This window comes from Pseudomonas sp. FR229a, from assembly GCF_030209115.1.
GTDB lineage: Bacteria > Pseudomonadota > Gammaproteobacteria > Pseudomonadales > Pseudomonadaceae > Aquipseudomonas > Aquipseudomonas moraviensis_A.
Window position 1 is genome coordinate 1 of record NZ_JARVSP010000015.1, and the last position, 23,660, is coordinate 23,660.

The window sequence follows — 23,660 nt, forward strand, 5'->3', positions numbered from 1 at the left end:
CCCGGACAAACAAAAACGCCCCCGGTCTCGCGACCGGGGGCGTTTTCTATTCCAGGGCTGAATTACGCCTTGGCTTTCTTGGCAGCGCGGGTACGCTCGCTTTCGTCGAGGATCTTCTTGCGAAGACGGATCGACTTAGGCGTGACTTCGCACAGCTCGTCTTCCTGGATGTATTCCAGAGCCTGTTCCAGAGTGAAGCGAACAGGTGGGACCAGAGCGATGGTTTCGTCTTTACCCGAAGCACGCATGTTGTCGAGCTTCTTGCCTTTGGTTGGGTTCACACCCAGGTCGTTGTCGCGGCTGTTCTGACCAACGATCTGACCGTTGTAGATCTCCTGGCCGTGTTCTACGAACAGCTTGCCACGAGCCTGCAGGGTTTCCAGCGAGTAGGTCAGAGCCTTGCCGGTTTCAACCGAAACCAGAACGCCGTTCTGACGGCCGGACATGTGGCCCGACTTCACTGGAGCGTAACGGTCGAAGATCGAGGTCAGGATGCCAGCACCGTTGGTCAGGGTCAGGAACTGGTTACGGAAACCGATCAGACCGCGAGCAGGGATGTTGTATTCCAGGCGAACACGGCCCTTGCCATCCGGCACCATGTTGCTCAGGTCGCCCTTACGCAGACCCATCTCTTCCATGACCTTGCCCTGCGATTCCTCAGGGATGTCGATGGTGACGTTTTCGAACGGTTCCTGCTTCACGCCGTCAACTTCACGGATGATCACTTCCGGGCGGCCCAGGGCCAGCTCGAAGCCTTCGCGACGCATGGTTTCGATCAGTACCGAGAGGTGCAGCTCACCACGGCCGGAAACCTTGAACTTGTCAGCCGAGTCGCCTTCTTCAACGCGCAGTGCAACGTTGTACAGCAGCTCTTTGTCCAGACGATCCTTGATGTTACGGGAGGTCACGAACTTGCCTTCTTTACCGCAGAATGGCGAGTCGTTGACCTGGAAGGTCATGGAAACGGTTGGCTCGTCAACGGTCAGCGGCTTCATCGCCTCGACGGTGTTGATATCGCACAGAGTGTCGGAGATGAACAGCTCGTCGAAGCCGCTGATGCAGACGATGTCGCCGGCTGCTGCTTCGTCAACGTCAATGCGGTGCAGACCGTGGTGACCCATCAGCTTCAGGATACGACCGTTGCGGCGCTTGCCGTCTGCGCTGATAGCGACAACCGGAGTGTTCGGCTTGACGCGACCGCGAGCGATACGGCCAACACCGATAACACCCAGGAAGCTGTTGTAGTCCAGCGCGGATATCTGCATCTGGAACGGACCGTCACGGTCAACGGCCGGAGGCGGAACGTGGTCGACTACCGCCTGGTACAGCGGAGTCATGTCTTCCGCCATGGCGGTGTGGTCCAGACCGGCAATGCCGTTCAGGGCCGAAGCGTAAACAACCTGGAAGTCCAGTTGTTCTTCGGTCGCACCGAGGTTGTCGAACAGGTCGAAGATCTGGTCCAGAACCCAGTCCGGACGCGCGCCTGGACGGTCAACCTTGTTGATCACCACGATTGGACGCAGGCCGGCTTCGAAAGCCTTCTTGGTCACGAAACGGGTTTGCGGCATAGGGCCGTCTTGAGCGTCAACCAGCAGCAGAACGGAGTCGACCATCGACATTACGCGTTCAACTTCGCCGCCGAAGTCGGCGTGGCCCGGGGTGTCCACGATGTTGATGTGGTAGCCGTTCCAGTTGATGGCGGTGTTCTTCGCCAGAATGGTAATACCGCGCTCTTTTTCCTGGTCGTTGGAGTCCATCACGCGCTCGTCGTTGAGCTCGTTGCGCTCCAGAGTGCCGGATTGACGCAGGAGTTTGTCTACCAGGGTGGTTTTACCGTGGTCAACGTGGGCAATGATGGCGATGTTGCGTAGATTTTCGATCACTTGTGTATCTCGATCAGAGGATTCGGTTTGCTGACAAGTCATGGCAGCGATTAGCAGTAGTGTCCGGCATGGCCGTTACAGCTTGACGGCGGTGTCGGGGGGCCGGTGACGCAGGCCACAGGCAAACAGCCCCGGGCACTTAGCTCGGTCGATAAACGCGCACATTGGCATGCCCCTCACTGAGCAAATGGTGGGCATGCAGGCGACTCATCACGCCTTTGTCGCAATACAGCAGGTACTGGCGAGTAGGGTCCAGTTCCTTGAAACGTGCGTTCACTGCATAGAACGGCATCGTCTGTACCTCTATGCCGGCGAGTTCCAGCGGGTCATCCTCGGCGGCATCCGGGTGACGGATGTCGATCACGATCTGACCGGCCAGCGCTTCGCTGACTTCTTCAATCTGCAAATCCTGGCCCAATTCGTCGATCACCCGATCGATCGGCACCAGTTTGGCGTTGGCGAGCGCACGCTCGAGCACCGCCATGTCGAATTCTTTCTCTTCGTGCTCAACCCGGCCACGCTTGGCGGCGGTCTTCGGGTTGACCGAAATCACGCCGCAGTATTCCGGCATGTGCCGGGCGAAATCGGCGGTGCCGATCTCGTTGGCGGTATCGATGATGTCCTGCTTGTGCGCGACGATCAGGGGCCGCAGCACCAGCTTGTCAGTCACGCAGTCGATCACCGACAGGTTCGGCAGCGTCTGGCTCGACACCTGGGAGATCGCTTCACCGGTCACCAGCGCATCGATGTGCAGGCGTTCGGCGATCTCGGACGAGGCGCGCAACATCATACGCTTCAAAACCACACCCATATGACTGTTATCGACTTTGCCGAGAATTTCGCCCAGCACTTCCTCGAACGGCACACTGACAAATAGCACGCGTTGCGAGCTGCCGTACTTCTTCCAGATGAAGTGCGCGACTTCCATCACGCCCAATTCGTGGGCACGCCCGCCGAGATTGAAGAAGCAGAAATGCGCCATCAGGCCGCGGCGCATGATCTGGTAAGCCGCCACGGTCGAATCGAAGCCGCCGGACATCAACACCAGCGTCTGCTCCAGCGCACCGAGCGGGTAACCGCCGATGCCGTTGTGCTGGCTGTGAATCACGAACAACCGTTTGTCGCGAACTTCGATACGAACTTCGATTTCTGGCGCTTTCAGGTCGATTCCGGCGGCACCGCACTCACGACGCAGCTTGCTGCCGACGTATTTTTCGACGTCCATCGAGCTGAACGCATGCTTGCCCGCGCGCTTGCAGCGCACCGAGAAAATCTTCCCGGCCAGCGCATCGCCGTAGTGCTGTTTGCACTTTTCGGTGATGTCGTCGAAGTCGCCCAGCGGATACTCGTCGATCTGCAGAAAGTGCGCGATGCCCGGCATGCAGGTCAGGCGTTCGCCCATCTCTTTCAAGGCTTTGGGGTCGGTGACGCGGGTTTCCAGCTCGAGATTGTCCCACACGCCGTTCACCACCACGGCCGGGTCCAGGTCACGGAGCACGGTGCGGATGTTCTTGGCCAACTGGCGGATGAATTTCGTCCGGACGGGTCGGCTTTTGATGGTGATCTCGGGGAAGACTTTTACGATAAGTTTCATGAAAACAGCGCGCGAACGGCCAGCCGAAAAAGGGGGGCGCGGATTATAGCGGAAATTGCTCAAGGTTTAACCAGTTAATGTGCAGAAGGTTTTGCACGCACCAAAACAGGTCATTTCTGAATTCTAACGCAACATTACGGGGCGAGATTTGTCGATTCAGTACCTCGCGCACCTTAATAAGCGTGAATTTGGGGCAAAAAACCCATGCTGGGGCACTGGCATGCAATTTGCTCCCTTGTGAGGCAGGTTGCCTTGGCAGAGTATTCGCGCCGGCATCACCATTATTAAGGGCATCCACTACCCGCCCTAATTCACCCGGAGGACACTATGTCGAAGTCGGTTCAACTCATCAAAGATCATGACGTCAAGTGGATTGATCTGCGCTTCACGGACACCAAAGGCACTCAGCACCACGTGACCATGCCGGCTCGCGATGCGCTGGATGACGACTTCTTCGAAGTCGGCAAGATGTTCGACGGCTCCTCCATCTCCGGCTGGAAAGGCATCGAAGCCTCCGACATGATCCTGATGCCGGTCGACGAAACGGCCGTACTCGATCCGTTCACCGAAGACCCAACCCTGATTCTGGTGTGCGACATCATCGAGCCTTCGAGCATGCAGGGCTACGACCGCGACCCACGTGCGATCGCCAAGCGCGCCGAAGAGCACCTGAAAGCCACCGGTATCGGTGACACCGTATTCGCCGGTCCAGAGCCAGAATTCTTCATCTTCGACTCGGTGAAATTCAAGTCGGACATCTCCGGCTCGATGTTCAAGATCTACTCCGAGCAAGGTTCGTGGATGTCCGACCAGGACATCGAAGGCGGCAACAAGGGTCACCGTCCAGGCGTGAAAGGCGGCTACTTCCCGGTTCCACCGTTCGACCACGACCACGAAATCCGTACCGCCATGTGCAACGCACTGGAAGAAATGGGTCAGTCGGTTGAAGTTCACCACCACGAAGTGGCAACTGCCGGCCAGAACGAAATCGGCGTCAAGTTCAACACCCTGGTGAAGAAAGCCGACGAAGTTCAAACCCTGAAATACGTTGTGCACAACGTGGCCGACGCTTACGGCCGCACCGCGACCTTCATGCCGAAGCCACTGTACGGCGACAACGGTTCAGGCATGCACGTACACATGTCGATCTGGAAAGACGGCAAGAACACCTTCGCAGGCGAAGGCTATGCCGGCCTGTCCGACACCGCTCTGTACTTCATCGGCGGGATCATCAAGCACGGTAAGGCCCTGAACGGCTTCACCAACCCGGCGACCAACTCCTACAAGCGTCTGGTACCAGGCTTCGAAGCGCCGGTAATGCTGGCCTACTCGGCGCGCAACCGTTCCGCTTCGATCCGCATTCCTTACGTGTCGAGCCCGAAAGCCCGCCGTATCGAAGCGCGCTTCCCGGATCCGGCCGCCAACCCGTACCTGGCTTTCGCAGCCCTGCTGATGGCCGGTCTGGACGGTATCCAGAACAAGATCCACCCAGGCGATGCCGCCGACAAGAACCTGTACGACCTGCCGCCTGAAGAGGCGAAAGAGATTCCACAGGTTTGCGGCAGCCTGAAAGAAGCCCTGGAAGAGCTGGACAAGGGCCGCGCGTTCCTGACCAAGGGCGGCGTGTTCTCCGACGACTTCATCGACGCCTACATCGCGCTGAAATCGGAAGAAGAAATCAAGGTTCGCACCTTCGTACACCCACTGGAATATGAGCTGTACTACAGCTGCTGATCCGGTAGCGCTGCGCAAAGCGGCGTGACAAAAGAGGCCTCCTTCGGGAGGCCTTTTTTCATTGCAGATCAAAAGCCCCCTCACCCTAACCCTCTCCCAGAGGGAGAAGGAACTGATCTTCATGCTCTTCAAAACCTGAGTTCACAGGGGAATTTCAGGTCGCTGTAACTCATGCAAACAACAAGGTCGGTTCCCTCTCCCTCTGGGAGAGGGTTAGGGTGAGACCGGGCTGGGCCAACCGCCTCACCTGTCCTATGCTGCTACCCACAGTTTCCAACCCCGGTCGATTTCATGGGTCGCACGTTTCTCTACATTCTGCTGCTGATCGCCCTGCCCGCCGCTGCGCAGATCTACAAGTACACCGACGCCAACGGCAACACCGCATACAGCAACCAGCCGCCGGACGGCGTGCAGGCGCAACCGGTCGACTTGCCGCCCCTCAATCGGGTCGAACCGCAAGCACCGAGCGCTCCGCAAGCACCCAGTCCCGATGAGCGCCAGCCTCCGCGCAACGCTTACGAAATCCTTGAGCTCGCCGGCCTGCCCACTGACGAGGCCCTGCGCGCCAACAATGGCACCTTCACGGTCAACGTATTGATCAAACCGCGCCTGCAACCGCCGCATCAACTGAGACTGGTGCTGGACGATCAACCCTATGGCCAGCCGAGCAACGTGCCGGTTCTGCAACTGGTCAATATCGATCGCGGCGAGCATCGCCTGGCCGTGCAAGTGATCGACGGCCAAAGCGTTGTTCAACAGAGCCCGCCAGCCGTCTTCACCGTGCAACGCGTGCACACGCCATGATCCGCGCAGGACTGATACTCATCCTGGCGCTGATGGCGCTGCCCGCCTCGGCCGAGGTCTTTACCTATGTCGACGCACAGGGCAATCGCGTCTACACCGACCAGCCCCGGGCGAATGCCAAGCGTGTACCCATCGCAACCAGCAATCGCATGGCCGTCCCTGCCAGCATCGCCGCGCCGATCACCACGGCGAAAAAATCCGCCGAACCACCGCCCTTTCATTACGACATGCTGCGCATTCTGATCCCGGAGCCCGACGCTACTCTGCGCAGCAGCGCCGGCGAGCTGATCGTCAGCGTCACCAGCGAGCCCGGCCTGCAAAGCGGCCATCGTTATCGCCTGCTGCTCGATGGCAAGGCCACGGGCGAGCCCGGCGTCAGTCCGGTATTTGCCCTGAGTAATATCGATCGCGGCAGCCACAGCCTTTCAATCGAGATTCTCGACGCCGCCGGGCGTACCGTGGAGCGCACCGCCAATCAGCCGTTTCACATGCTGCGCATTTCCCTGGCGCAGAAACGCCAGATCAAACCCTGCGTCGCCGACGACTACGGCGCCCGCCCGGAATGCCCGCTCAAGGACAAACCTGAAGAACCGAAAAATCCGTTTTTGCGCTTCTTTTAACGCCCATCCGCAATGCGCACTCTATTGGTGCACTAAACTGCATCCCGCCCACCACTCAACCCATTTTGGTTCGAAACTTCCCGTTTGAGCTGGCTTCGTGCCATACAAACGCGCGTCAAACGCCTGTTTCAGGGCTTAAACGCTTCTTTTCGGAGCCTTGGTTTGGTTTTTGCATTTTCCTGTTATCAGCGCTTTGTTCTCGCGCACGCCTTGCTCCAAAAGGGGTCCAGATGACCATAAGCGACGCTATCCACCGTTTGCTGCTCGACAACCTGACCACGGCGACCATCCTGCTCGACGCCGAACTGCGCCTGGAGTACATGAACCCGGCGGCGGAGATGCTGCTGGCCGTCAGCGGTCAACGCAGTCACGGCCAGTTCATCAGCGAGCTGTTCACCGAATCCCCTGAGGCGCTCAACTCCCTGCGCCAAGCGGTTGAGCAGGCGCACCCGTTCACCAAGCGTGAAGCGATGCTCACCGCCCTCACCGGCCAGACCCTGACTGTGGATTACGCGGTCACGCCGATCCTGAGCAACGGTGCGACTCTGCTTTTGCTTGAAGTGCACCCGCGTGATCGCCTGTTGCGCATCACCAAGGAAGAGGCGCAGCTGTCCAAGCAGGAAACCAGCAAGATGCTGGTGCGCGGCCTCGCCCACGAGATCAAGAATCCCCTCGGCGGCATCCGCGGTGCCGCGCAGTTGCTGGCCCGCGAGCTGCCGGAAGACAGCCTGCGCGACTACACCAACGTGATCATTGAAGAGGCCGACCGCCTGCGCAATCTGGTCGACCGCATGCTCGGCTCGAACAAACTGCCCTCGCTGGCGATGTGCAACGTTCATGAAGTCCTCGAACGCGTCTGCCAATTGGTCGAAGCCGAGAGCCAGGGCTGCATCACTCTGGTGCGCGACTACGATCCGAGCATTCCCGACGTGTTGATTGACCGCGAACAAATGATCCAGGCGGTATTGAACATCGTGCGCAACGCGATGCAGGCGATCAGCAGCCAGAATGAACTGCGCCTTGGCCGCATCAGCCTGCGCACCCGCGCCATGCGCCAGTTCACCATCGGCCATATCCGCCATCGTCTGGTGACCAAGATCGAGATCATCGACAACGGTCCGGGCATCCCGGCGGAACTGCAGGAAACCATTTTCTTTCCGATGGTCAGCGGTCGCCCGGACGGTACCGGGCTGGGCCTGGCCATTACCCAGAACATCATCAGTCAGCACCAGGGCCTGATCGAGTGTGAGAGCCATCCAGGCCACACCACGTTCTCGATCTTCCTGCCACTGGAACAAGGAGCCACATCGACATGAGCCGTAGTGAAACCGTGTGGATCGTCGATGACGACCGTTCTATCCGTTGGGTTCTGGAAAAGGCCTTGCAGCAGGAAGGCATGACCACCCAGAGCTTCGACAGCGCCGATGGCGTGATGAGTCGTCTGGCCCGGCAGCAGCCGGACGTGATCATTTCCGATATCCGCATGCCGGGTGCCAGTGGCCTGGATCTGCTGGCGCGGATTCGCGAACAGCACCCACGGCTGCCGGTCATCATCATGACCGCTCATTCCGATCTGGACAGCGCTGTCGCCTCCTATCAGGGCGGCGCTTTCGAGTACTTGCCCAAGCCGTTCGACGTCGATGAAGCGGTGTCGCTGGTCAAGCGTGCCAATCAACATGCGCAGGAGCAGCAAGGCCTGGAAGTTGTGCCGGCGCTGACCCGCACTCCGGAAATCATCGGCGAAGCGCCGGCGATGCAGGAAGTGTTTCGCGCCATCGGTCGCTTGAGCCACTCCAACATCACCGTGCTGATCAACGGCGAATCCGGTACCGGTAAAGAACTGGTTGCCCACGCCCTGCACCGCCACAGCCCGCGCGCGGCTTCTCCGTTCATCGCGTTGAACATGGCGGCGATTCCCAAGGATCTGATGGAATCGGAGCTGTTCGGTCACGAGAAAGGCGCATTCACCGGCGCCGCAAACCTGCGGCGCGGTCGCTTCGAGCAGGCCGACGGCGGCACGCTGTTCCTTGATGAAATCGGCGACATGCCGGCGGATACCCAGACCCGCCTGTTGCGTGTCCTGGCCGATGGCGAGTTCTATCGCGTTGGCGGGCATGTGCCGGTCAAAGTCGATGTACGCATCATCGCCGCCACCCACCAGAATCTGGAAACCCTGGTTCACGCCGGCAAATTCCGTGAGGACTTGTTCCACCGCCTCAACGTGATCCGTATCCACATCCCGCGCCTGTCGGATCGTCGTGAAGACATCCCGACGCTGGCCCGGCACTTCCTCAGCCGTGCCGCGCAGGAATTGGCAGTCGAGCCGAAGCTGCTGAAAAGCGAGACCGAGGAATACCTGAAGAACCTGCCGTGGCCGGGCAACGTGCGTCAACTGGAGAACACCTGCCGCTGGATTACCGTCATGGCCTCCGGCCGTGAAGTGCACATCAGCGACTTGCCGCCAGAACTGCTTAACCTGCCGCAGGACTCGGCGCCCGTGACTAACTGGGAACAGGCCCTGCGCCAGTGGGCCGATCAGGCCTTGGCCCGTGGCCAGTCGAGCCTGCTCGACAGCGCGGTGCCGGCGTTCGAGCGGATCATGATCGAGACGGCGTTGAAGCACACCGCCGGGCGCCGTCGTGATGCGGCGGTTTTGCTGGGCTGGGGGCGTAATACCTTGACGCGCAAGATCAAGGAACTGGGGATGAAGGTTGATGGTGGGGATGATGATGAGGGGGATGAGGGTTAAAACCTTGTTCGCTTGAGGGTAGTTGTGTACCCAGGATCCACCCCCCTCTCCCCCATGGGGGAGGGGGAAAGGGAGCCGATTTGTATGATTTTCAAAACCTGAGTTCGGCGGGGTATTGCAGGTCGGCGTAATTTGACCGGGCAACTTGGTCAGTCCCCTCTCCCACTGGGAGAGGGTTAGGGTGAGGGGCCTCCGTGCACCGCATCAATGCACAATGACCCGTGATCGCGCACAGCCGCATCGCCACACGCCTTCCTTGAAACACCGAAAAGACCACTCTCCAGAACACGAAAGCCCCGAACTCCGAGGCTTTCGTGTTTCTGATCAACTTTTTTGTTTCAGCAAATGAAAACCTGGCACGCCCCCTGCAATACCTCTGACAGGTGATTCGTTTCACCACCCGTTTCGGGGACCTTGGTACAGGCAGGCCGGGGATTCCCCTCTTTACACCGGGCTCACGGCACAAAGCGGCGAGCCCACCCTTTTGGGATCCTTGGTACAGGCAGGCCGGGGGTTCCCTCTTTACACCGGACCGCCGCCAACAGCGAAGTCCATCCTTTTGGGAACCCTGATACAGGCAGGTCAGGGATTCCCGCTTTTACACCGCCAGCCGAGGTGCCCAGCCCGGCGCTAATCAAGCATCGGACGTTTGGGCAAATGGTGCAGGGGCTGGTTCTGCCGCCCCGAGTCATATTCCCGTATTTGTGCTTCGAGCCTGTCCAGCATTTTTCCGGGGCTGGGTTCACTGAGCAGAATGTCCTTCATCCTTGCCTGTTCGCTTGGCTCAGCCTTCGTATAGATATCCAGAAACCACCACACCCGCCGCTGCAAAAGTGGATATTCAACGTGAAACTCAGGTGTACGACTCAGCTTCCGGATCCCATTGAGCACGTCACTTGCTGCTCCGCCGAAACTGTCCCAGAGCTTCAGCTTTTCGGATAACTCCAATGGCGGCACGTTGCGCAGCCACAGATTTGCCGAGCGATCATTACTTTCAACTCCCAGCCAGATATCGGTGCCTGTTTTGATACGTGCATGTATCAGCCGGCGGAGCGAAGCCGGATCCGTTATTGGATTGCCGATGAGATTGAAGCCGGCTCTGAGTTCAACGGATTCGGGAATCGACGTAATGCGGTTGTTCGCCAGGTTCAACACTTTCGCGGGAATCTCGCTGGTGATGCCCTCCGGGAAACTGTCTAACCTTGCATTGGAAAGATCCAGCTCCTGCAGTGCAGTCATTCCTTTGAGTGATGGTGCGACCGAGAGCGCATTGTCACCAAGTCTCAATACTTCCAGTCTTGACCGCGCGTTATCTGCACCAAGCCCGCCAGGGAGACGGTTTATTCCGGTTCCTGTCAGATCCAGCACACGCAATTCGGTCATCCGGGTAATGTCAGGCGCCACCAGCAAAGAATTATTCTTATGCAGGTCAAGCACCTGTAAGCGCGAAGGACTGGGCAACCCGGCCACCACGCCAGCAAGATCTGCCATGCCATATGTGTTCCCAAGCCTCAACACTTGCAATTGGGTCATGCCGCTCACCGAAAACCGTGCGGGAAAGTTGCAATCCTGCAGGCTCAGCACTCGTAAACGGGACAGGCCGTTCAATAGCGTCGCAAAGCGCGAATTTATCTCGAGTCGTGATTGAAGTATCTGAAACTGATAACGCCCAGCAGCGTTGTTCCAGGCATGTAGCCCGGTGGCGAATTGCTCGCTCGTTACCGTCAGGCTTTCAATGTTGGGAAACTGCGCAAAAAACACCTCAGGATTCAGCCGCGCATTTCCTCTTAAAGAAAGCTCGACGACTGCTTTGAATTTCAATGAATGCAGCCTCTCGACTGGCCATAGCATGAGATTCATATCCAGCTTGTACCCCGACAGCTGCCCATCACGATAGACCCGCAGATCAGGCTGACCTTGCCACTTGTACAACTGGCGTAACGTGCTCCACATGTCAATCGCCGCCTGTTTTTCACTACCCCAGGCCTCGCGAGACTGAAAGTGCGGGAACCAGACGTTTTCGCTGCTCAGTTGCGCAAGCCCAAGCTGGATCCGCTTGAGCTCAAGATCCGCTACGTCCTTGTCATCGAACCGGGCGATAAAATCATCCGCGTGTTGATCGCTCATGTCCGGAAGATAACTTCGGACCTGCGCTCGGGTGGCTGGCTCAACGACCGTACGCGGGTACCAAAAACCGCTAGCGGCATCACGTAGCATTACCGGACCTGGAAGCAAATCGCTTGGCCGCCGCGCTCGATGCAGTCCCGTCTCCGGATCCACGGCGACAAGCACAAATTCGCCATCGGCCACTTCAGCGTAGGTGCGCTTCTTGAATACCGTTAAACCTTCACTGTTAACTTCTGGAAGAATTGCCCGGGCATTGATTACGTAATCATCCAGCGCCGGTCCAGGCGCAAGCAAACGCGTTTCAACAGGGGCCGCGTGAATAATGACCGCCGGGGTCGTGCCAGCGGCATCTGCGTCAACAGCGCTGGACGAACCCGGGCGCGGCCGCAGATCATCGAGGGAGAGTCCTGAACCAAAATCTCTACGGCCCGATGGCCCGGGGAGCGGTGTGCCCACCTCGGCCGGTCGGGTCGGGCTGGTCGATGCATCGACTTTCACGGGGGTGCTGCCACCGGTAGGTGGTTTTACTGGCATGTTGTTCATCCTTGAAAAGGTCACCCCTGGCAGTCGAGCAAGGGGCGAAGGCTTTCGGCATCCTGCCGGTTTGAAGAGGATCGCACGATAGCGTGTGCAAGCATTTCAAGGAGAGTGGAAAACCAGACAGGCGCAGTGGGAAACGACGTCAGGAAGCGTAGGGGTCTCGAGGAGAACGGCAGGATTTCAATCAGTTCGTTTGCAAACGAATCTCCAGCCGCCAGCGATCATCGACCTCACTGCCGAGCCAATTGCCCTGCAGCGGCCGCGCTGCCAGTACCGTCAACAATAACCCACCGTCACTTTTACGAACGCGCCAGTTGACGTCCTTGCCATTGAGCTTGAGCTGGCCTTTGTGCGCCGGACCTTCGGCCTGAAACAACAACGCCACCGTGCCATCGATCATCTCACCGTGCAGCTTCGGCTCGTTGTTGAACCAAACCACCAAACCGCTATCGGTCACTTCTACCTGCTGCAACACGCTCGGATCCGGCGTCGTCAGGCGGCCGATCATCAAACCGATCATCAACCCGACAATCGCCAGCGAACCGATGACTCGCGGGAATAGTTTCGAACGGTTGTCCACAGGCGGCGTAGAATGCCGCTCATCTTTACCTTCGGAGCCGTGCATGTTTCACGTCATCCTTTTTCAACCAGAAATTCCGCCGAATACCGGCAACGTTATCAGGCTGTGCGCCAACAGCGGCTGCCACCTGCATTTGATCGAACCGCTGGGCTTCGAGATGGACGACAAGCGCTTGCGCCGCGCCGGTCTCGACTACCACGAATATGCCACGCTGCAACGTCATGCAGACCTGGCCAGTTGCCTGGAAAGCCTGGGCAACCCGCGATTGTTCGCGTTTACCACCAAGGGTTCGCGGCCTTTCCATGATGCCGCATTCGTGCCCGGCGATGCGTTTCTGTTCGGCCCGGAAAGTCGTGGGCTGCCGGCGGATGTGCTCGACGCCCTGCCTGCCGAGCAGCGCCTGCGCCTGCCGATGCGCGAAGGCTGCCGCAGCCTGAATCTGTCCAACACCGTGGCGGTCGCCGTGTACGAAGCGTGGCGCCAGAACGACTTCAAGTAACGCCGCAAAACAAATGTGGGAGCGAGCCTGCTCGCGATTACGGCGTGTCAGGCAACATTGATGTGTCTGACAGACCGCTTTCGCGAGCAGGCTCGCTCCCACATGGAGTGTTGCTGAACCGTCTTACTGAACGGTCGGCGTCTCGCCGCTTTCCTGCATGCGCTGCAGCTCTTGCGCGTACAGAGCATCGAAGTTGACCGGGGCCAGCATCAGCGCCGGGAACGAACCACGGGTAACCAGGCTGTCCAGGGTTTCGCGGGCGTACGGGAACAGGATGTTCGGGCAGAACGCACCGAGGGTGTGGCTCATCGAAGCCGCGTCGAGGTTCTTGATCAGGAAGATACCGGCCTGCTGCACTTCAGCAATGAACGCGACTTCTTCACCGTTCTTCACGGTCACCGACAGGGTCAGCACCACTTCGTAGAAGTCGCCTTCCAGTGCTTTCTGACGCGTGTTCAGGTCCAGACCGACCGCCGGATCCCACTGCTGGCGAAAGATTGCCGGGCTTTTCGGGGCTTCGAAGGACAGGTCGCGTACGTAGATGCGCTGCAAGGAGAATTGCGGTGCGGTTTCTTCTTCGCTGGCTGCAGTGTTCTGTTGGTCAGTCATCTCAGATCCTTATCGATCTTGGGTCTTTTAGGGAGTGCTGTACGTGGGTGCAGCCGTTCAGGCCTTGAGCAGCGCGTCGAGTTTGCCGGCGCGCTCCAAAGCATACAAATCATCACAACCGCCGATGTGCTGGCTGCCGATCCAGATCTGCGGCACGGACGTGCGCCCGGCTTTCTGAGTCATTTCGGCACGCAGCTGCGGCTTGCCATCGACCTTGATCTCTTCGAAGGCCACACCTTTGCTGGCGAGCAGATGCTTGGCGCGCGAGCAGTAAGGGCAGTAGTCGCTGGAGTAGACGATGACTTTGTTCATGTCATTTCACCAGCGGCAGGTTGTCGCCCTTCCAGCTGGAAATCCCGCCGGACAGTTTGGCGGCGGTGAAGCCGGATTTCATCAGCTCGCGGGCGTGGGTGCCGGCGGTCTGACCGAGGGCATCGACCAGAATGATGGTCTTGGCCTTGTGCTTTTCCAGCTCGCCGACGCGGGCCGCCAGTTTGTCCTGAGGGATGTTCACCGCGCCAACGATGTGGCCAGCGGCATAATCCTTGGCCGGACGGATGTCCACCACCACGCCTGCATCTTTATTGACCAGTGCGGTCAGCTCGCCGGTGCTCAGGCTTTTACCGCCGCCCTGCATCGTGTGTGCCAGCAACAGAGCCAGCAGTACGACGAAGATACCGACAAGAATGTAGTGGTTAGTGGCAAATTCAATCAGGTGAGCAACCATCGAAGGAGGTTCCAGGGCGTTAAAATGTCGGCCAGTATACACAGCCACTATGGTCGGCCAAACCCCGTCCGGCGGTGACGCGGTCGGAACTTCGCTTTAAACTCCAACTCCGTTTTCCATCGCCCTCTTCTTTATCAGCCACGAGTGGATTCCATGACGACTACGCCCAAACCTTTGGTCCTGATGATTCTCGACGGCTTCGGTCACAGCGACAGCCCCGAATCCAATGCCGTGTTCGCGGCGAAGAAACCTGTGCTGGATCGTCTTTGGGCTACGGTGCCGAACGGCTTGATCTCGGGCAGCGGCATGGACGTCGGTCTGCCGGACGGGCAGATGGGCAACTCCGAAGTCGGCCATATGAACCTCGGCGCCGGGCGCGTGGTGTATCAGGACTTCACCCGTGTGACCAAAGCGATCCGCGACGGCGAGTTCTTCGAGAACCCGACTATCTGCGCCGCTGTGGATAAAGCCGTGGCCGCCGGTAAAGCCGTGCACTTCATGGGCCTGCTGTCCGATGGCGGCGTGCACAGCCACCAGGACCATCTGATCGCCATGGCCGAACTGGCCTTCAAGCGCGGCGCGGAAAAAATCTACCTGCATGCCTTCCTTGATGGTCGTGACACGCCGCCAAAAAGCGCTGCTTCGTCGATCGAACTGCTCGACGCGACTTTCCAGGCACTCGGCAAGGGCCGTATCGCCAGCATCATCGGCCGCTACTTCGCCATGGACCGTGACAACCGTTGGGATCGCGTCGCTCAGGCCTACAACCTGATCGTCGACGGCAACGGCGAGTTCAACGCCGCCACCGCTCAGGAAGGCCTCGAAGCCGCCTATGCCCGTGGCGAAAGCGACGAATTCGTCAAAGCCACTTCCATCGGCGAGCCGGTGAAGGTCGAAGACGGCGATGCCGTGGTGTTCATGAACTTCCGTGCCGACCGCGCGCGCGAGCTGACCCGGGTGTTCGTCGAAGACGATTTCAAGGAATTCGAGCGCGCCCGTCAGCCGAAGCTGGCCGGTTTCGTCATGCTGACCCAGTACGCTGCCAGCATTCCGGCACCATCGGCCTTCGCCGCCGGCAGCCTGGAAAACGTTCTCGGCGATTACCTGGCGAAAAACGGCAAGACCCAACTGCGCATCGCCGAAACCGAGAAATACGCCCACGTGACCTTCTTCTTCTCCGGCGGTCGCGAAGAACCGTTCCCGGGCGAAGAGCGCATCCTGATCCCGTCGCCGAAAGTCGCTACTTACGATTTGCAGCCGGAAATGAGCGCGCCGGAAGTCACCGACCGCATCGTCGACGCTATCGAAAACCAGCGTTACGACGTGATTATCGTCAACTACGCCAACGGCGACATGGTCGGCCACAGCGGTGTGTTCGACGCCGCGGTGAAAGCGGTCGAGTGCCTGGACACCTGCGTCGGTCGCATCGTTGAAGCGCTGGAAAAAGTCGGCGGCGAAGCCTTGATCACTGCCGACCACGGCAACGTCGAAAAAATGGCCGATGAAGAAACCCACCAAGCGCACACCGCGCATACCACCGAGCCGGTGCCGTTCATTTATGTCGGCAAACGCAACCTGAAGGTGCGCGAAGGCGGCGTGCTGGCGGACGTGGCACCGACCATGCTGATGTTGCTGGGTCTGGAAAAACCGGCGGAGATGACCGGGACTTCGATCCTCGTCTGACCGGAATCCAGAAAACACCGCAAAACCCTGTAGGAGTGAGCCTGCTCGCGATAGCCATCTGACAGTCAATTCCTCTATTGAATGTGAGTACGTCATCGCGAGCAGGCTCACTCCTACACTGGTTTTCGGTGTTTTTCTGTCCAGTTATCACACAGCCCCAATTGGGCGTTTTTTTTGCAGCCTCGGGCGGGCATACTAGGCCGTCCCTTACCCTGGTGCCGCCCGCCCCTATGCTTCGCGTCCTGATCGCCCTTGCTCTGACCTGTCTGCTCCAGCCGGCCTTCGCCGACGAGCGCGCGCAAACCCAACAGCAGTTGGACGCCACGCGTCAGGATATTGCCGAGTTGAAGAAGCTCCTGGGCAAGCTGCAGGAAGAAAAGTCCGGCGTGCAGAAGGAGCTCAAGGGCACTGAGACCGAGATGGGCAAGCTGCAGAAACAGGTCGACGCGCTGCAGAAAGAACTGCAGAAAAGCGAATCCGAGCTGCAGCGGCTCGATGCAGAGAAAAAAAAACTCCAGAGCGCGCGCACTGAACAGCAGCGACTGATCGCCATTCAGGCCCGAGCGGCCTATCAGAACGGTCGCCAGGAATACCTCAAGCTGCTGCTCAACCAGCAGAATCCCGAGAAATTCGCCCGCACCCTCACCTATTACGACTACCTGAGCCAGGCACGCCTGGAGCAGTTGAAGAACTTCAACGAAACCCTGCGCCAACTGGCCAATGTCGAAAAAGACATCGGTCTGCAGCAGGCTCAGTTGCTGGTACAGAAAAGCGACCTCGACACCCAGCGCGAAGCACTCGAGAAAGTCCGCAAGGAGCGTCAGCAGGTTCTCGCCAGACTCAATGACGACGTGAAGGCCCGCGACCAGAAACTGGCCGCCCGCGAGCAGGATCAGGCAGACCTGTCTAAAGTCCTTAAAACCATTGAAGAAACCCTGGCCCGTCAGGCTCGTGAGGCAGAAGAAGCGCGGCAGAAAGCGCTGATCGCCCAGCAGGAAGCGGAAAAAAAGCGTTTGCGTGAGGCGCAGGCTGAAAACAGCGACGCCCCACGAAAACCCGTCAGATCAAGCCCCGGCGCGCTGGTATCGAGCAGCGGCGAAACGTTTGGCGGGCCTTTTGCTGCAACCCGGGGAAAACTTCCGTGGCCGGTTGATGGTCGATTACTCGCACGCTTCGGTGAAAGCCGCGGCGACGATGCCCGCACCAAGTGGGATGGCGTGATGATCAGCGCCTCCGCCGGCAGCCAGGTGCATGCCGTACATGGTGGGCGCGTGGTGTTTGCCGACTGGCTGCGCGGTGCCGGGTTGCTGGTGATCCTCGATCACGGCAACGGTTTTCTGAGTCTTTACGGTCACAACCAGACGCTGCTCAAGTCGGCGGGTGATGTGGTCAAGGCTGGCGAGTCGATTTCCACTGTCGGTAACAGTGGCGGTCAGGACACGCCAGCGCTGTATTTCGCAATTCGTCAGCAGGGTCACCCGAGTGATCCGGCGCAATGGTGTCGTGCGCAAGGATAAGCACGTTACCTAATTCAGGAGTTCGTTCGACATGCTGCATTTGTCCCGCCTTACCTCGCTGGCCCTGACGATCGCCCTGGTGATCGGCGCGCCTCTGGCGTTCGCCGCGCAACCGGCCCCGACCGTCGCTCCGGCAGGCACTGCCGCGACCGCCAAGGCGCCGTTGCCGCTGGAAGAGTTGCGCACCTTCGCCGAGGTCATGGACCGGATCAAAGCCGCGTACGTCGAACCTGTGGACGACAAGACCCTGCTGGAAAACGCGATCAAGGGCATGCTCAGCAACCTCGATCCGCACTCGGCCTACCTTGGCCCGGAAGACTTCACCGAACTGCAGGAAAGCACCAGCGGTGAGTTCGGCGGCCTGGGCATCGAAGTCGGTGCTGAAGACGGCTTCATCAAGGTCGTCTCGCCAATCGATGACACCCCGGCATCCAAGGCCGGCATTCAGGCCGGTGACTTCATCGTCAAGATCAACGGCCAGCCAACCCGCGGCCAGACCATGACCGAAGCCGTCGACAAGATGCGCGGCAAGATCGGCCAGAAGATCACCCTGACTCTGGTTCGCGACGGCGGCACGCCATTCGACGTGACCCTGGCGCGTGCGGTGATTCAGGTGAAGAGCGTCAAGGCGCAGCTGCTGGAATCGGGCTACGGCTACATCCGCATTACCCAGTTCCAGGTCAAGACCGGCGAAGAAGTCTCCAAGGCGCTGGCCAAGCTGCGCAAGGACAACGGCAAGAAGCTCAACGGCATCATTCTCGACCTGCGCAACAACCCGGGCGGCGTGCTGCAATCGGCGGTTGAAGTGGTTGACCATTTCATCACCAAGGGCCTGATCGTCTACACCAAGGGGCGCATCGCCAATTCCGAGCTGCGCTTCTCCGCCACCGGCAAGGATGAAAGCGAAGCGGTACCGATGGTGGTGCTGATCAACGGTGGCAGCGCCTCGGCTTCGGAAATCGTCGCCGGCGCCCTGCAGGACCAGAAACGCGCCGTGGTCATGGGCACCACCAGCTTCGGCAAGGGCTCGGTGCAAACCGTTCTGCCGCTGAACAATGATCGCGCGCTGAAGATCACCACGGCGCTGTACTTCACGCCCAATGGCCGCTCGATTCAGGCCCAGGGCATCGTCCCGGACATTGAAGTGCGCCGCGCGAAGATCACCAACGAAGCCGACAGCGAGTACTTCAAGGAAGCGGACCTGCAAGGTCACCTGGGCAACGGCAACGGCGGCGCCGACAAGCCGAGTGGTTCAGCTGGCAAGGCCAAAGCGATGCCGCAGGATGACGATTACCAGTTGGCCCAGGCCCTGAGCCTGCTCAAAGGCCTGAGCATCACCTCCGGCCGTTGAGGATGTTGCTGCGTTCTCTCTGCATTCTGTTGTGCTGTCTGGCGGTTTTTGCGCAAGCAGAGCCCGCCAGTTCCTCGCCGCACAGAGCCTACCTGACGCTGATCATCGACGACCTGGGGCAGAACCTGCCTCGGGATCGCCGCGTGCTCGCCCTGCCCGGTCCGGTCACAGCGGCGATCATGCCCGATACCCCGCACGCCACCGAGTTTGCGCGCGAAGCCCATCGCGCCGGGAAGATCGTCATTCTGCACATGCCGATGGACCCGGCCACCGGCCCCTACGCCTGGCACCCCGAACTGCCCATCGAAGAACTGCAGAAACGTCTGAATGCCGCGTTCGAAAAAGTCCCGTTCACCGCCGGCATCAATAACCACATGGGCAGCCACATGACCGCGCAACCGGTGGCGATGGCGTGGTTGATGGGTGAGTTGCAGCGTCGTCACAAATTCTTCGTTGACAGCCGCACCAGTGCGCAGACCGTGGCGGCGCAGCAGGCGCAGAAGATCGATCTGGCCAGCGTTTCCCGAGATGTGTTTCTCGATGACGAGCGCACCGAAGCGGCAATTTCCACCCAGCTACAGACCGCGATCGCCTTGGCGCACAAACAGGGTTCGGCGGTGATGATCGGCCATCCGTACCCGCAGACCCTGGCGGTACTGGAGCGCGAGTTGCCCAAGCTCAAAGCGCAGGGCATCAACTGGATCGATATCCGGCAGATGATCAGCGTACGCAGCAACCGCGCCATGGCCGGCCATGGCAAGGACGGCGTCTACCGGTAAAACCCTGTGACGCTGGCACATACATAGTTACCACCCGATAACCGTCCCCGTCTCCGATAGTGCGACCTGCAACAGGTCGCGACGCCCTTGCGTCGCCTTACAACTATCAGGAATTGCAATGCCTACTCATGAGACTGCCGCTTTGCCAACCGCGCAAATGCAACCCATCCGAAACGACAACTTGCTGATCAGCTTCACGACGGAGTTTCTGCGCATCTGGGACACCGTTGGCTCCCGAGTGAAACCGGCGGCCTTCTGGCGGCCCACGCCACCAGCCGATGTGCTGCCGGGTTATTTCCCGTTGGGCGACGTGGCGATTGATGACCATGACAACATTAATGACAGGCATGCGGTGGCCGTGGTTTGCGAAGCGGCGACACCCAGTGCAGACCCCGCAAAAGGCAGCGCGTTGCGCCGGCCTGACGACTACGAACTGATCTGGCAAGACACAGGTTCAGGTTCGAAAAAGGACGGGGCGATCTGGCGACCCATTCCTCCGCAAGGGTACGTAGCGCTCGGTTCGGTTTGCTCCGACGGTCACGGAAAGCCTTCCTTGAATGCTGTCCGTTGCGTCCGTGCCGACCTCTTGATTGCTTCTGGCCTCAACGTACCGGTGTGGACAGACAAGGGCAGTGGGGCCCGACAAAGCATCAGCACGTGGAGTGCCATTCCACCTTCGGCGCCTGCGGATGAAATCCATCTGGCGCCAGGCACCTTCGTCGGCGTCAACGGTTATTCCAAACCCGCCAGTTTCAACCTTTATTCCCTGCGTATCCCGATTGTGATTGACGTCAATGCGCGCCCCGCCGCGCCAGTCCTTGTCGATGTAACACCAGCCACCCTGCAGGCGCCCGAGCAACCTGCTTACAGCGCTAGACTGCCATGGTTCATCGTAAAAGACCCACAGCTCACCCGACGCCAACAGTTCAATCAGTCACCTGAGTATCTGCTTCAGCGCACGGATCACTATCAGCTCGTTGGCCATTGCCACAACACGGAAAACAACAACAAGACTGTGCGCTGGGTCGCACCCCGCCTGCAGCAAAACAACCGACTGCGCCTGTTCAACAATGCCACTTTGATCGAGTTCGGCGCACAGTGGCAAAGCAACCTGTCGCAACCCTTTCTGTTTTCGGCGCGGTTGAACAATGACTTTACCCACTGTGAAACACACGCGAACGAATGGCTCAACCCGGCACCCATCGATGTCGCGGCTATCGTCGCCGGCAACAGCTCGATGGCGGTGTATCTGACTCAAAGTGACTATAAGCTGCTTCGCGCGGACGGCACACAGATAGGCAGCGTCGTCAGCTACACCGATGGCAGGAACCTGCACTTCAGCGTGTACACACCACCGCAACCGAACGCGACAGACCTGCCTGCCGAGGCCACGCACATGCAAAGCGCGACAGTCGATCACGAAGCGGATAACGAAGTCGCAGCGTTGCCGGCAAGCACAGAGTTGCCAGTGGTTACAGATAGCGTCCCATGATCTCGTCGACAACCCCGTCCTTGCGCATCTGATCAAGCGCAGCCTGCAACCTGGCAACGACTGTATCCGGCACATCCTTGTTCAGCGCCAGATACAACTCAGCGCTGTTGAAGCGCAGCACAGTCTTCAGGCCAGTCACGCCATCCTGCCGGGCCAGATAACGGCCGGCAGGATCACCCGTGGCCCACAGATCGATCTGGCCGTTGAGCAGTTTCTTCGCATTGTCCTGATCGCGCAGCACCACCACCGGCTTGAGGCCTTGCTTGGTCAGCGTCTCGGCAATCGCGTCGCCCTTATAGGCGCCGATCTTGTATTTGCGTGCATCGTTGAGGGTTTCAAGGGTGATCTTGCTGTCAGCCTTGGCCAGCAGGATCCAGTCATCGGGACCGATCGGTCCGACCCATTTGAACAGTCTTTCGCGATCGGGCAGGCGCGCCATGACGAAGGCCCCATAACCGGGATTTTCCAGCGCGAGTTTGTAGACACGCTCCCAAGGGAAACGCAGGGTCAGACTGTACGTGAGGCCGGCGCGCTGGAACATCTCGCGAACGATGTCGGTGGCAATGCCGTTGATGTTTTCGCCCTGAGCGAAATTCTTGCCGTTCTTCGCCATGTTGTACGGCGGGAAGTTTTCGGTGAGCAGCACCAGATCGGTGTCGGGACTGTTTTGCGCCCGGGCATTGCTGATGAACAACAATGAGGCGCTGGCGAGAACAACAAGCAGGCGTTTGATCATGTCGGGCTACCGGAATCCATGGCGTGCCCAAGAGTGCCTTGGGCGCGCCATGCTGTCCACTGGCCTGTACGCTTTAGCGCATGACGATGCCGCGATGCGCCATGTAGGCCTTGGCTTCCTGCACGGTGTATTCGCCGAAGTGGAAAATACTCGCTGCCAGCACCGCGCTGGCGTGCCCTTCGAGGATGCCATCGGCCAGATGCTGCAAGTTGCCGACACCGCCGGAAGCGATCACCGGAATGCCCAGCGCATCGCTGATGGCGCGGGTGACGCCGAGATCGAAGCCGTTTTTCATGCCGTCCTGATCCATGCTGGTCAGGAGGATTTCGCCGGCACCGAGGCCTTCCATTTTCTTCGCCCACTCGACTGCATCGAGGCCGGTCGGCTTGCGCCCGCCGTGGGTGAAGATCTCCCAGCGCGGGGTTTCGCCCGGGCCGGAAACCTTCTTGGCGTCGATCGCGACAACGATGCACTGCGAGCCGAAATGCTGCGCGGCTTCACCGACGAACTCCGGGTTGAACACGGCAGCGGTGTTGATCGACACCTTGTCCGCGCCGGCATTGAGCAGGTTGCGGATGTCCTGCACGGTGCGCACGCCACCGCCGACGGTGAGCGGAATGAACACCTGGCTGGCCATGCGCTCGACGGTATGCAGCGTGGTGTCGCGGCCATCGACGCTGGCGGTGATGTCGAGAAAGGTAATTTCGTCGGCACCCTGCTCGTCGTAGCGACGGGCGATTTCCACCGGGTCACCGGCGTCACGGATGTTCTCGAACTTCACACCTTTGACGACCCGGCCGTTGTCCACGTCCAGGCAAGGGATGATGCGTTTGGCCAGCGCCATGGTCAGTCCTCAGCCTTGGTACGAATCGCAGAAAGCTTGCGCTTCGGCGACGTCGAGTGTGCCTTCGTAGATCGCCCGGCCTGTGATCGCGCCGATGATGCCCGGCGCCTTGGCGTCGAGCAGCGACTTGATGTCACCCAGATTGTGGATGCCGCCGGAAGCGATCACCGGAATCTTCGTCGCAGCGGCCAGAGCAGCGGTGAACGGTACGTTGCAGCCCTGCATCATGCCGTCTTTGGCGATGTCGGTATAAACAATCGACGACACGCCGTCGGCTTCGAACTGCCTGGCCAGATCGATCACCTGTACGGTGCTGATTTCAGCCCAGCCATCGGTGGCGACGAAACCGTCTTTGGCATCCAGACCGACGATGATCTTGCCCGGGAAGGCACGGCAGGCTTCAGCGACGAACGCAGGATCCTTTACGGCTTTGGTGCCGATGATCACGTAGCTCACGCCGGCCTTGACGTAATGCTCAATGGTTTCCAGCGAGCGGATGCCGCCACCGATCTGGATCGGCAGGGTCGGGTAGCGCTTGGCGATCGCGGTGACCACTTCGCCGTTGACCGGCTGACCTTCGAACGCGCCGTTGAGGTCGACCAGATGCAGACGGCGGCAACCGCCCTCCACCCACTTGGCAGCCATGCTCACCGGGTCATCGGAGAACACCGTGGAATCTTCCATGCGGCCCTGGCGCAGGCGTACGCAGGCACCGTCTTTGAGATCGATAGCGGGGATAATCAGCATGCTTTTTCCTTCGTCAAAAGAGCGGCAAGCTGCAAGCCATAAGCT

General features: G+C 59.4%; 21 protein-coding genes. 11 read left to right on the plus strand and 10 right to left on the minus strand.

The features are described 5' to 3' along the window. Window positions 1–62: 62 nt before the first annotated feature. Window positions 63–1,883: a translational GTPase TypA gene (typA, locus tag QRN33_RS13045; protein ID WP_016772102.1), complete on the minus strand. Its 1,821-nt coding sequence runs from the start codon at window positions 1,881–1,883 to the stop codon at window positions 63–65. A gap of 139 nt (window positions 1,884–2,022) precedes the next feature. Beyond that, the gene (thiI, locus tag QRN33_RS13050) at window positions 2,023–3,477 is read right to left on the minus strand and encodes a tRNA uracil 4-sulfurtransferase ThiI (RefSeq protein WP_042608651.1); all 1,455 of its coding nucleotides are present in this window, start codon (window positions 3,475–3,477) and stop codon (window positions 2,023–2,025) included. A 327-nt stretch (window positions 3,478–3,804) separates the two neighbouring features. Between thiI and glnA the strand changes: the two genes are divergently transcribed. From glnA to ntrC, 5 genes are all read left to right on the plus strand, one after another. Next, the gene (gene glnA / locus QRN33_RS13055; RefSeq protein WP_016772104.1) at window positions 3,805–5,211 is read left to right on the plus strand and encodes a type I glutamate--ammonia ligase; all 1,407 of its coding nucleotides are present in this window, start codon (window positions 3,805–3,807) and stop codon (window positions 5,209–5,211) included. Between the two features lie 291 nt (window positions 5,212–5,502). Then, window positions 5,503–6,015: a DUF4124 domain-containing protein gene (locus QRN33_RS13060; RefSeq protein WP_123419804.1), complete on the plus strand. Its 513-nt coding sequence runs from the start codon at window positions 5,503–5,505 to the stop codon at window positions 6,013–6,015. Then, a complete protein-coding gene (locus QRN33_RS13065) occupies window positions 6,012–6,635 on the plus strand; it encodes a DUF4124 domain-containing protein (protein WP_285408930.1) in 624 nt (207 codons plus the stop codon). Before QRN33_RS13060 ends, QRN33_RS13065 begins: the two co-directional genes overlap by 4 nt. Window positions 6,636–6,865: 230 nt before the next feature. Beyond that, complete coding sequence (glnL, locus tag QRN33_RS13070) at window positions 6,866–7,951, plus strand: nitrogen regulation protein NR(II) (protein WP_042608648.1); 1,086 nt, start codon at window positions 6,866–6,868, stop codon at window positions 7,949–7,951. Further along, a complete protein-coding gene (gene ntrC / locus QRN33_RS13075) occupies window positions 7,948–9,384 on the plus strand; it encodes a nitrogen regulation protein NR(I) (protein WP_065615412.1) in 1,437 nt (478 codons plus the stop codon). Before glnL ends, ntrC begins: the two co-directional genes overlap by 4 nt. A gap of 630 nt (window positions 9,385–10,014) precedes the next feature. Here the strand turns inward: ntrC and QRN33_RS13080 are convergent. Together QRN33_RS13080 and QRN33_RS13085 are read right to left on the minus strand one after the other, a co-directional pair. Then, on the minus strand, window positions 10,015–12,045 hold the full coding sequence (locus tag QRN33_RS13080; protein WP_285408934.1) for a leucine-rich repeat domain-containing protein: 2,031 nt from the start codon (window positions 12,043–12,045) through the stop codon (window positions 10,015–10,017). A gap of 190 nt (window positions 12,046–12,235) precedes the next feature. Further along, a complete protein-coding gene (locus tag QRN33_RS13085; protein ID WP_285408936.1) occupies window positions 12,236–12,676 on the minus strand; it encodes a hypothetical protein in 441 nt (146 codons plus the stop codon). Here QRN33_RS13085 and trmL point away from each other — a divergent pair. Continuing rightward, a complete protein-coding gene (trmL, locus tag QRN33_RS13090; protein ID WP_042608646.1) occupies window positions 12,675–13,130 on the plus strand; it encodes a tRNA (uridine(34)/cytosine(34)/5-carboxymethylaminomethyluridine(34)-2'-O)-methyltransferase TrmL in 456 nt (151 codons plus the stop codon). The genes QRN33_RS13085 and trmL overlap by 2 nt on opposite strands. A 123-nt stretch (window positions 13,131–13,253) precedes the next feature. On the opposite strand, the gene secB is transcribed toward trmL, so the two are convergent. Genes secB through QRN33_RS13105 form a run of 3 tightly spaced genes read right to left on the minus strand, consistent with a single transcriptional unit; the run spans window position 13,254 to window position 14,466 of the window. After that, window positions 13,254–13,739, minus strand: coding sequence for a protein-export chaperone SecB (gene secB, locus QRN33_RS13095; protein ID WP_016772114.1), 486 nt, complete (start codon window positions 13,737–13,739; stop codon window positions 13,254–13,256). 57 nt (window positions 13,740–13,796) lie between these two features. Next, window positions 13,797–14,051 carry a glutaredoxin 3 gene (gene grxC / locus QRN33_RS13100; protein ID WP_064363348.1) on the minus strand — a complete coding sequence of 85 codons (255 nt, stop codon included), beginning with the start codon at window positions 14,049–14,051 and terminating at the stop codon, window positions 13,797–13,799. Between the two features lies 1 nt (window position 14,052). Continuing rightward, on the minus strand, window positions 14,053–14,466 hold the full coding sequence (locus QRN33_RS13105; protein ID WP_016772116.1) for a rhodanese-like domain-containing protein: 414 nt from the start codon (window positions 14,464–14,466) through the stop codon (window positions 14,053–14,055). Between the two features lie 153 nt (window positions 14,467–14,619). Here QRN33_RS13105 and gpmI point away from each other — a divergent pair, with 153 nt between their 5' ends. The 5 genes from gpmI to QRN33_RS13130 all read left to right on the plus strand — a co-directional run bounded on the left by gpmI (window position 14,620) and on the right by QRN33_RS13130 (window position 21,288). After that, on the plus strand, window positions 14,620–16,149 hold the full coding sequence (gene gpmI / locus QRN33_RS13110; protein ID WP_083354002.1) for a 2,3-bisphosphoglycerate-independent phosphoglycerate mutase: 1,530 nt from the start codon (window positions 14,620–14,622) through the stop codon (window positions 16,147–16,149). Window positions 16,150–16,379: 230 nt separating this feature from the next. After that, a complete protein-coding gene (locus QRN33_RS13115) occupies window positions 16,380–17,666 on the plus strand; it encodes a murein hydrolase activator EnvC family protein (RefSeq protein WP_064363352.1) in 1,287 nt (428 codons plus the stop codon). 31 nt (window positions 17,667–17,697) lie between these two features. Next, window positions 17,698–19,017, plus strand: a complete 1,320-nt coding sequence (locus QRN33_RS13120) for a S41 family peptidase (RefSeq protein ID WP_042608642.1) — start codon at window positions 17,698–17,700, stop codon at window positions 19,015–19,017. Between the two features lie 2 nt (window positions 19,018–19,019). Beyond that, window positions 19,020–19,796 carry a divergent polysaccharide deacetylase family protein gene (locus tag QRN33_RS13125; protein ID WP_285408941.1) on the plus strand — a complete coding sequence of 259 codons (777 nt, stop codon included), beginning with the start codon at window positions 19,020–19,022 and terminating at the stop codon, window positions 19,794–19,796. A gap of 118 nt (window positions 19,797–19,914) precedes the next feature. Further along, entirely contained in the window at window positions 19,915–21,288 is a 1,374-nt protein-coding gene (locus tag QRN33_RS13130; protein WP_285408943.1) for a Vps62-related protein, read from the plus strand. Here the strand turns inward: QRN33_RS13130 and QRN33_RS13135 are convergent. The 3 genes from QRN33_RS13135 to hisA form a co-directional block, all read right to left on the minus strand. After that, window positions 21,269–22,024, minus strand: a complete 756-nt coding sequence (locus QRN33_RS13135; protein WP_042608639.1) for a substrate-binding periplasmic protein — start codon at window positions 22,022–22,024, stop codon at window positions 21,269–21,271. The genes QRN33_RS13130 and QRN33_RS13135 overlap by 20 nt on opposite strands. Window positions 22,025–22,097: 73 nt before the next feature. Then, complete coding sequence (gene hisF, locus QRN33_RS13140) at window positions 22,098–22,868, minus strand: imidazole glycerol phosphate synthase subunit HisF (protein WP_007897430.1); 771 nt, start codon at window positions 22,866–22,868, stop codon at window positions 22,098–22,100. Window positions 22,869–22,877: 9 nt separating this feature from the next. After that, window positions 22,878–23,615 carry a 1-(5-phosphoribosyl)-5-[(5-phosphoribosylamino)methylideneamino]imidazole-4-carboxamide isomerase gene (hisA, locus tag QRN33_RS13145; protein WP_064363356.1) on the minus strand — a complete coding sequence of 246 codons (738 nt, stop codon included), beginning with the start codon at window positions 23,613–23,615 and terminating at the stop codon, window positions 22,878–22,880. Window positions 23,616–23,660: the final 45 nt, after the last annotated feature.

Bases quoted from the DNA above. Each gene is read 5' to 3' on its own strand.
- thiI (WP_042608651.1), bottom strand. From the start codon at position 3,477: ATGAAACTTATCGTAAAAGTCTTCCCCGAGATCACCATCAAAAGCCGA.
- glnA (WP_016772104.1), top strand. From the start codon at position 3,805: ATGTCGAAGTCGGTTCAACTCATCAAAGATCATGACGTCAAGTGGATT.
- QRN33_RS13060 (WP_123419804.1), top strand. From the start codon at position 5,503: ATGGGTCGCACGTTTCTCTACATTCTGCTGCTGATCGCCCTGCCCGCC.
- QRN33_RS13065 (WP_285408930.1), top strand. From the start codon at position 6,012: ATGATCCGCGCAGGACTGATACTCATCCTGGCGCTGATGGCGCTGCCC.
- glnL (WP_042608648.1), top strand. From the start codon at position 6,866: ATGACCATAAGCGACGCTATCCACCGTTTGCTGCTCGACAACCTGACC.
- ntrC (WP_065615412.1), top strand. From the start codon at position 7,948: ATGAGCCGTAGTGAAACCGTGTGGATCGTCGATGACGACCGTTCTATC.
- QRN33_RS13080 (WP_285408934.1), bottom strand. From the start codon at position 12,045: ATGCCAGTAAAACCACCTACCGGTGGCAGCACCCCCGTGAAAGTCGAT.
- trmL (WP_042608646.1), top strand. From the start codon at position 12,675: ATGTTTCACGTCATCCTTTTTCAACCAGAAATTCCGCCGAATACCGGC.
- QRN33_RS13085 (WP_285408936.1), bottom strand. From the start codon at position 12,676: ATGCACGGCTCCGAAGGTAAAGATGAGCGGCATTCTACGCCGCCTGTG.
- secB (WP_016772114.1), bottom strand. From the start codon at position 13,739: ATGACTGACCAACAGAACACTGCAGCCAGCGAAGAAGAAACCGCACCG.
- grxC (WP_064363348.1), bottom strand. From the start codon at position 14,051: ATGAACAAAGTCATCGTCTACTCCAGCGACTACTGCCCTTACTGCTCG.
- QRN33_RS13105 (WP_016772116.1), bottom strand. From the start codon at position 14,466: ATGGTTGCTCACCTGATTGAATTTGCCACTAACCACTACATTCTTGTC.
- gpmI (WP_083354002.1), top strand. From the start codon at position 14,620: ATGACGACTACGCCCAAACCTTTGGTCCTGATGATTCTCGACGGCTTC.
- QRN33_RS13115 (WP_064363352.1), top strand. From the start codon at position 16,380: ATGCTTCGCGTCCTGATCGCCCTTGCTCTGACCTGTCTGCTCCAGCCG.
- QRN33_RS13120 (WP_042608642.1), top strand. From the start codon at position 17,698: ATGCTGCATTTGTCCCGCCTTACCTCGCTGGCCCTGACGATCGCCCTG.
- QRN33_RS13125 (WP_285408941.1), top strand. From the start codon at position 19,020: ATGTTGCTGCGTTCTCTCTGCATTCTGTTGTGCTGTCTGGCGGTTTTT.
- QRN33_RS13130 (WP_285408943.1), top strand. From the start codon at position 19,915: ATGCCTACTCATGAGACTGCCGCTTTGCCAACCGCGCAAATGCAACCC.
- QRN33_RS13135 (WP_042608639.1), bottom strand. From the start codon at position 22,024: ATGATCAAACGCCTGCTTGTTGTTCTCGCCAGCGCCTCATTGTTGTTC.
- hisF (WP_007897430.1), bottom strand. From the start codon at position 22,868: ATGGCGCTGGCCAAACGCATCATCCCTTGCCTGGACGTGGACAACGGC.
- hisA (WP_064363356.1), bottom strand. From the start codon at position 23,615: ATGCTGATTATCCCCGCTATCGATCTCAAAGACGGTGCCTGCGTACGC.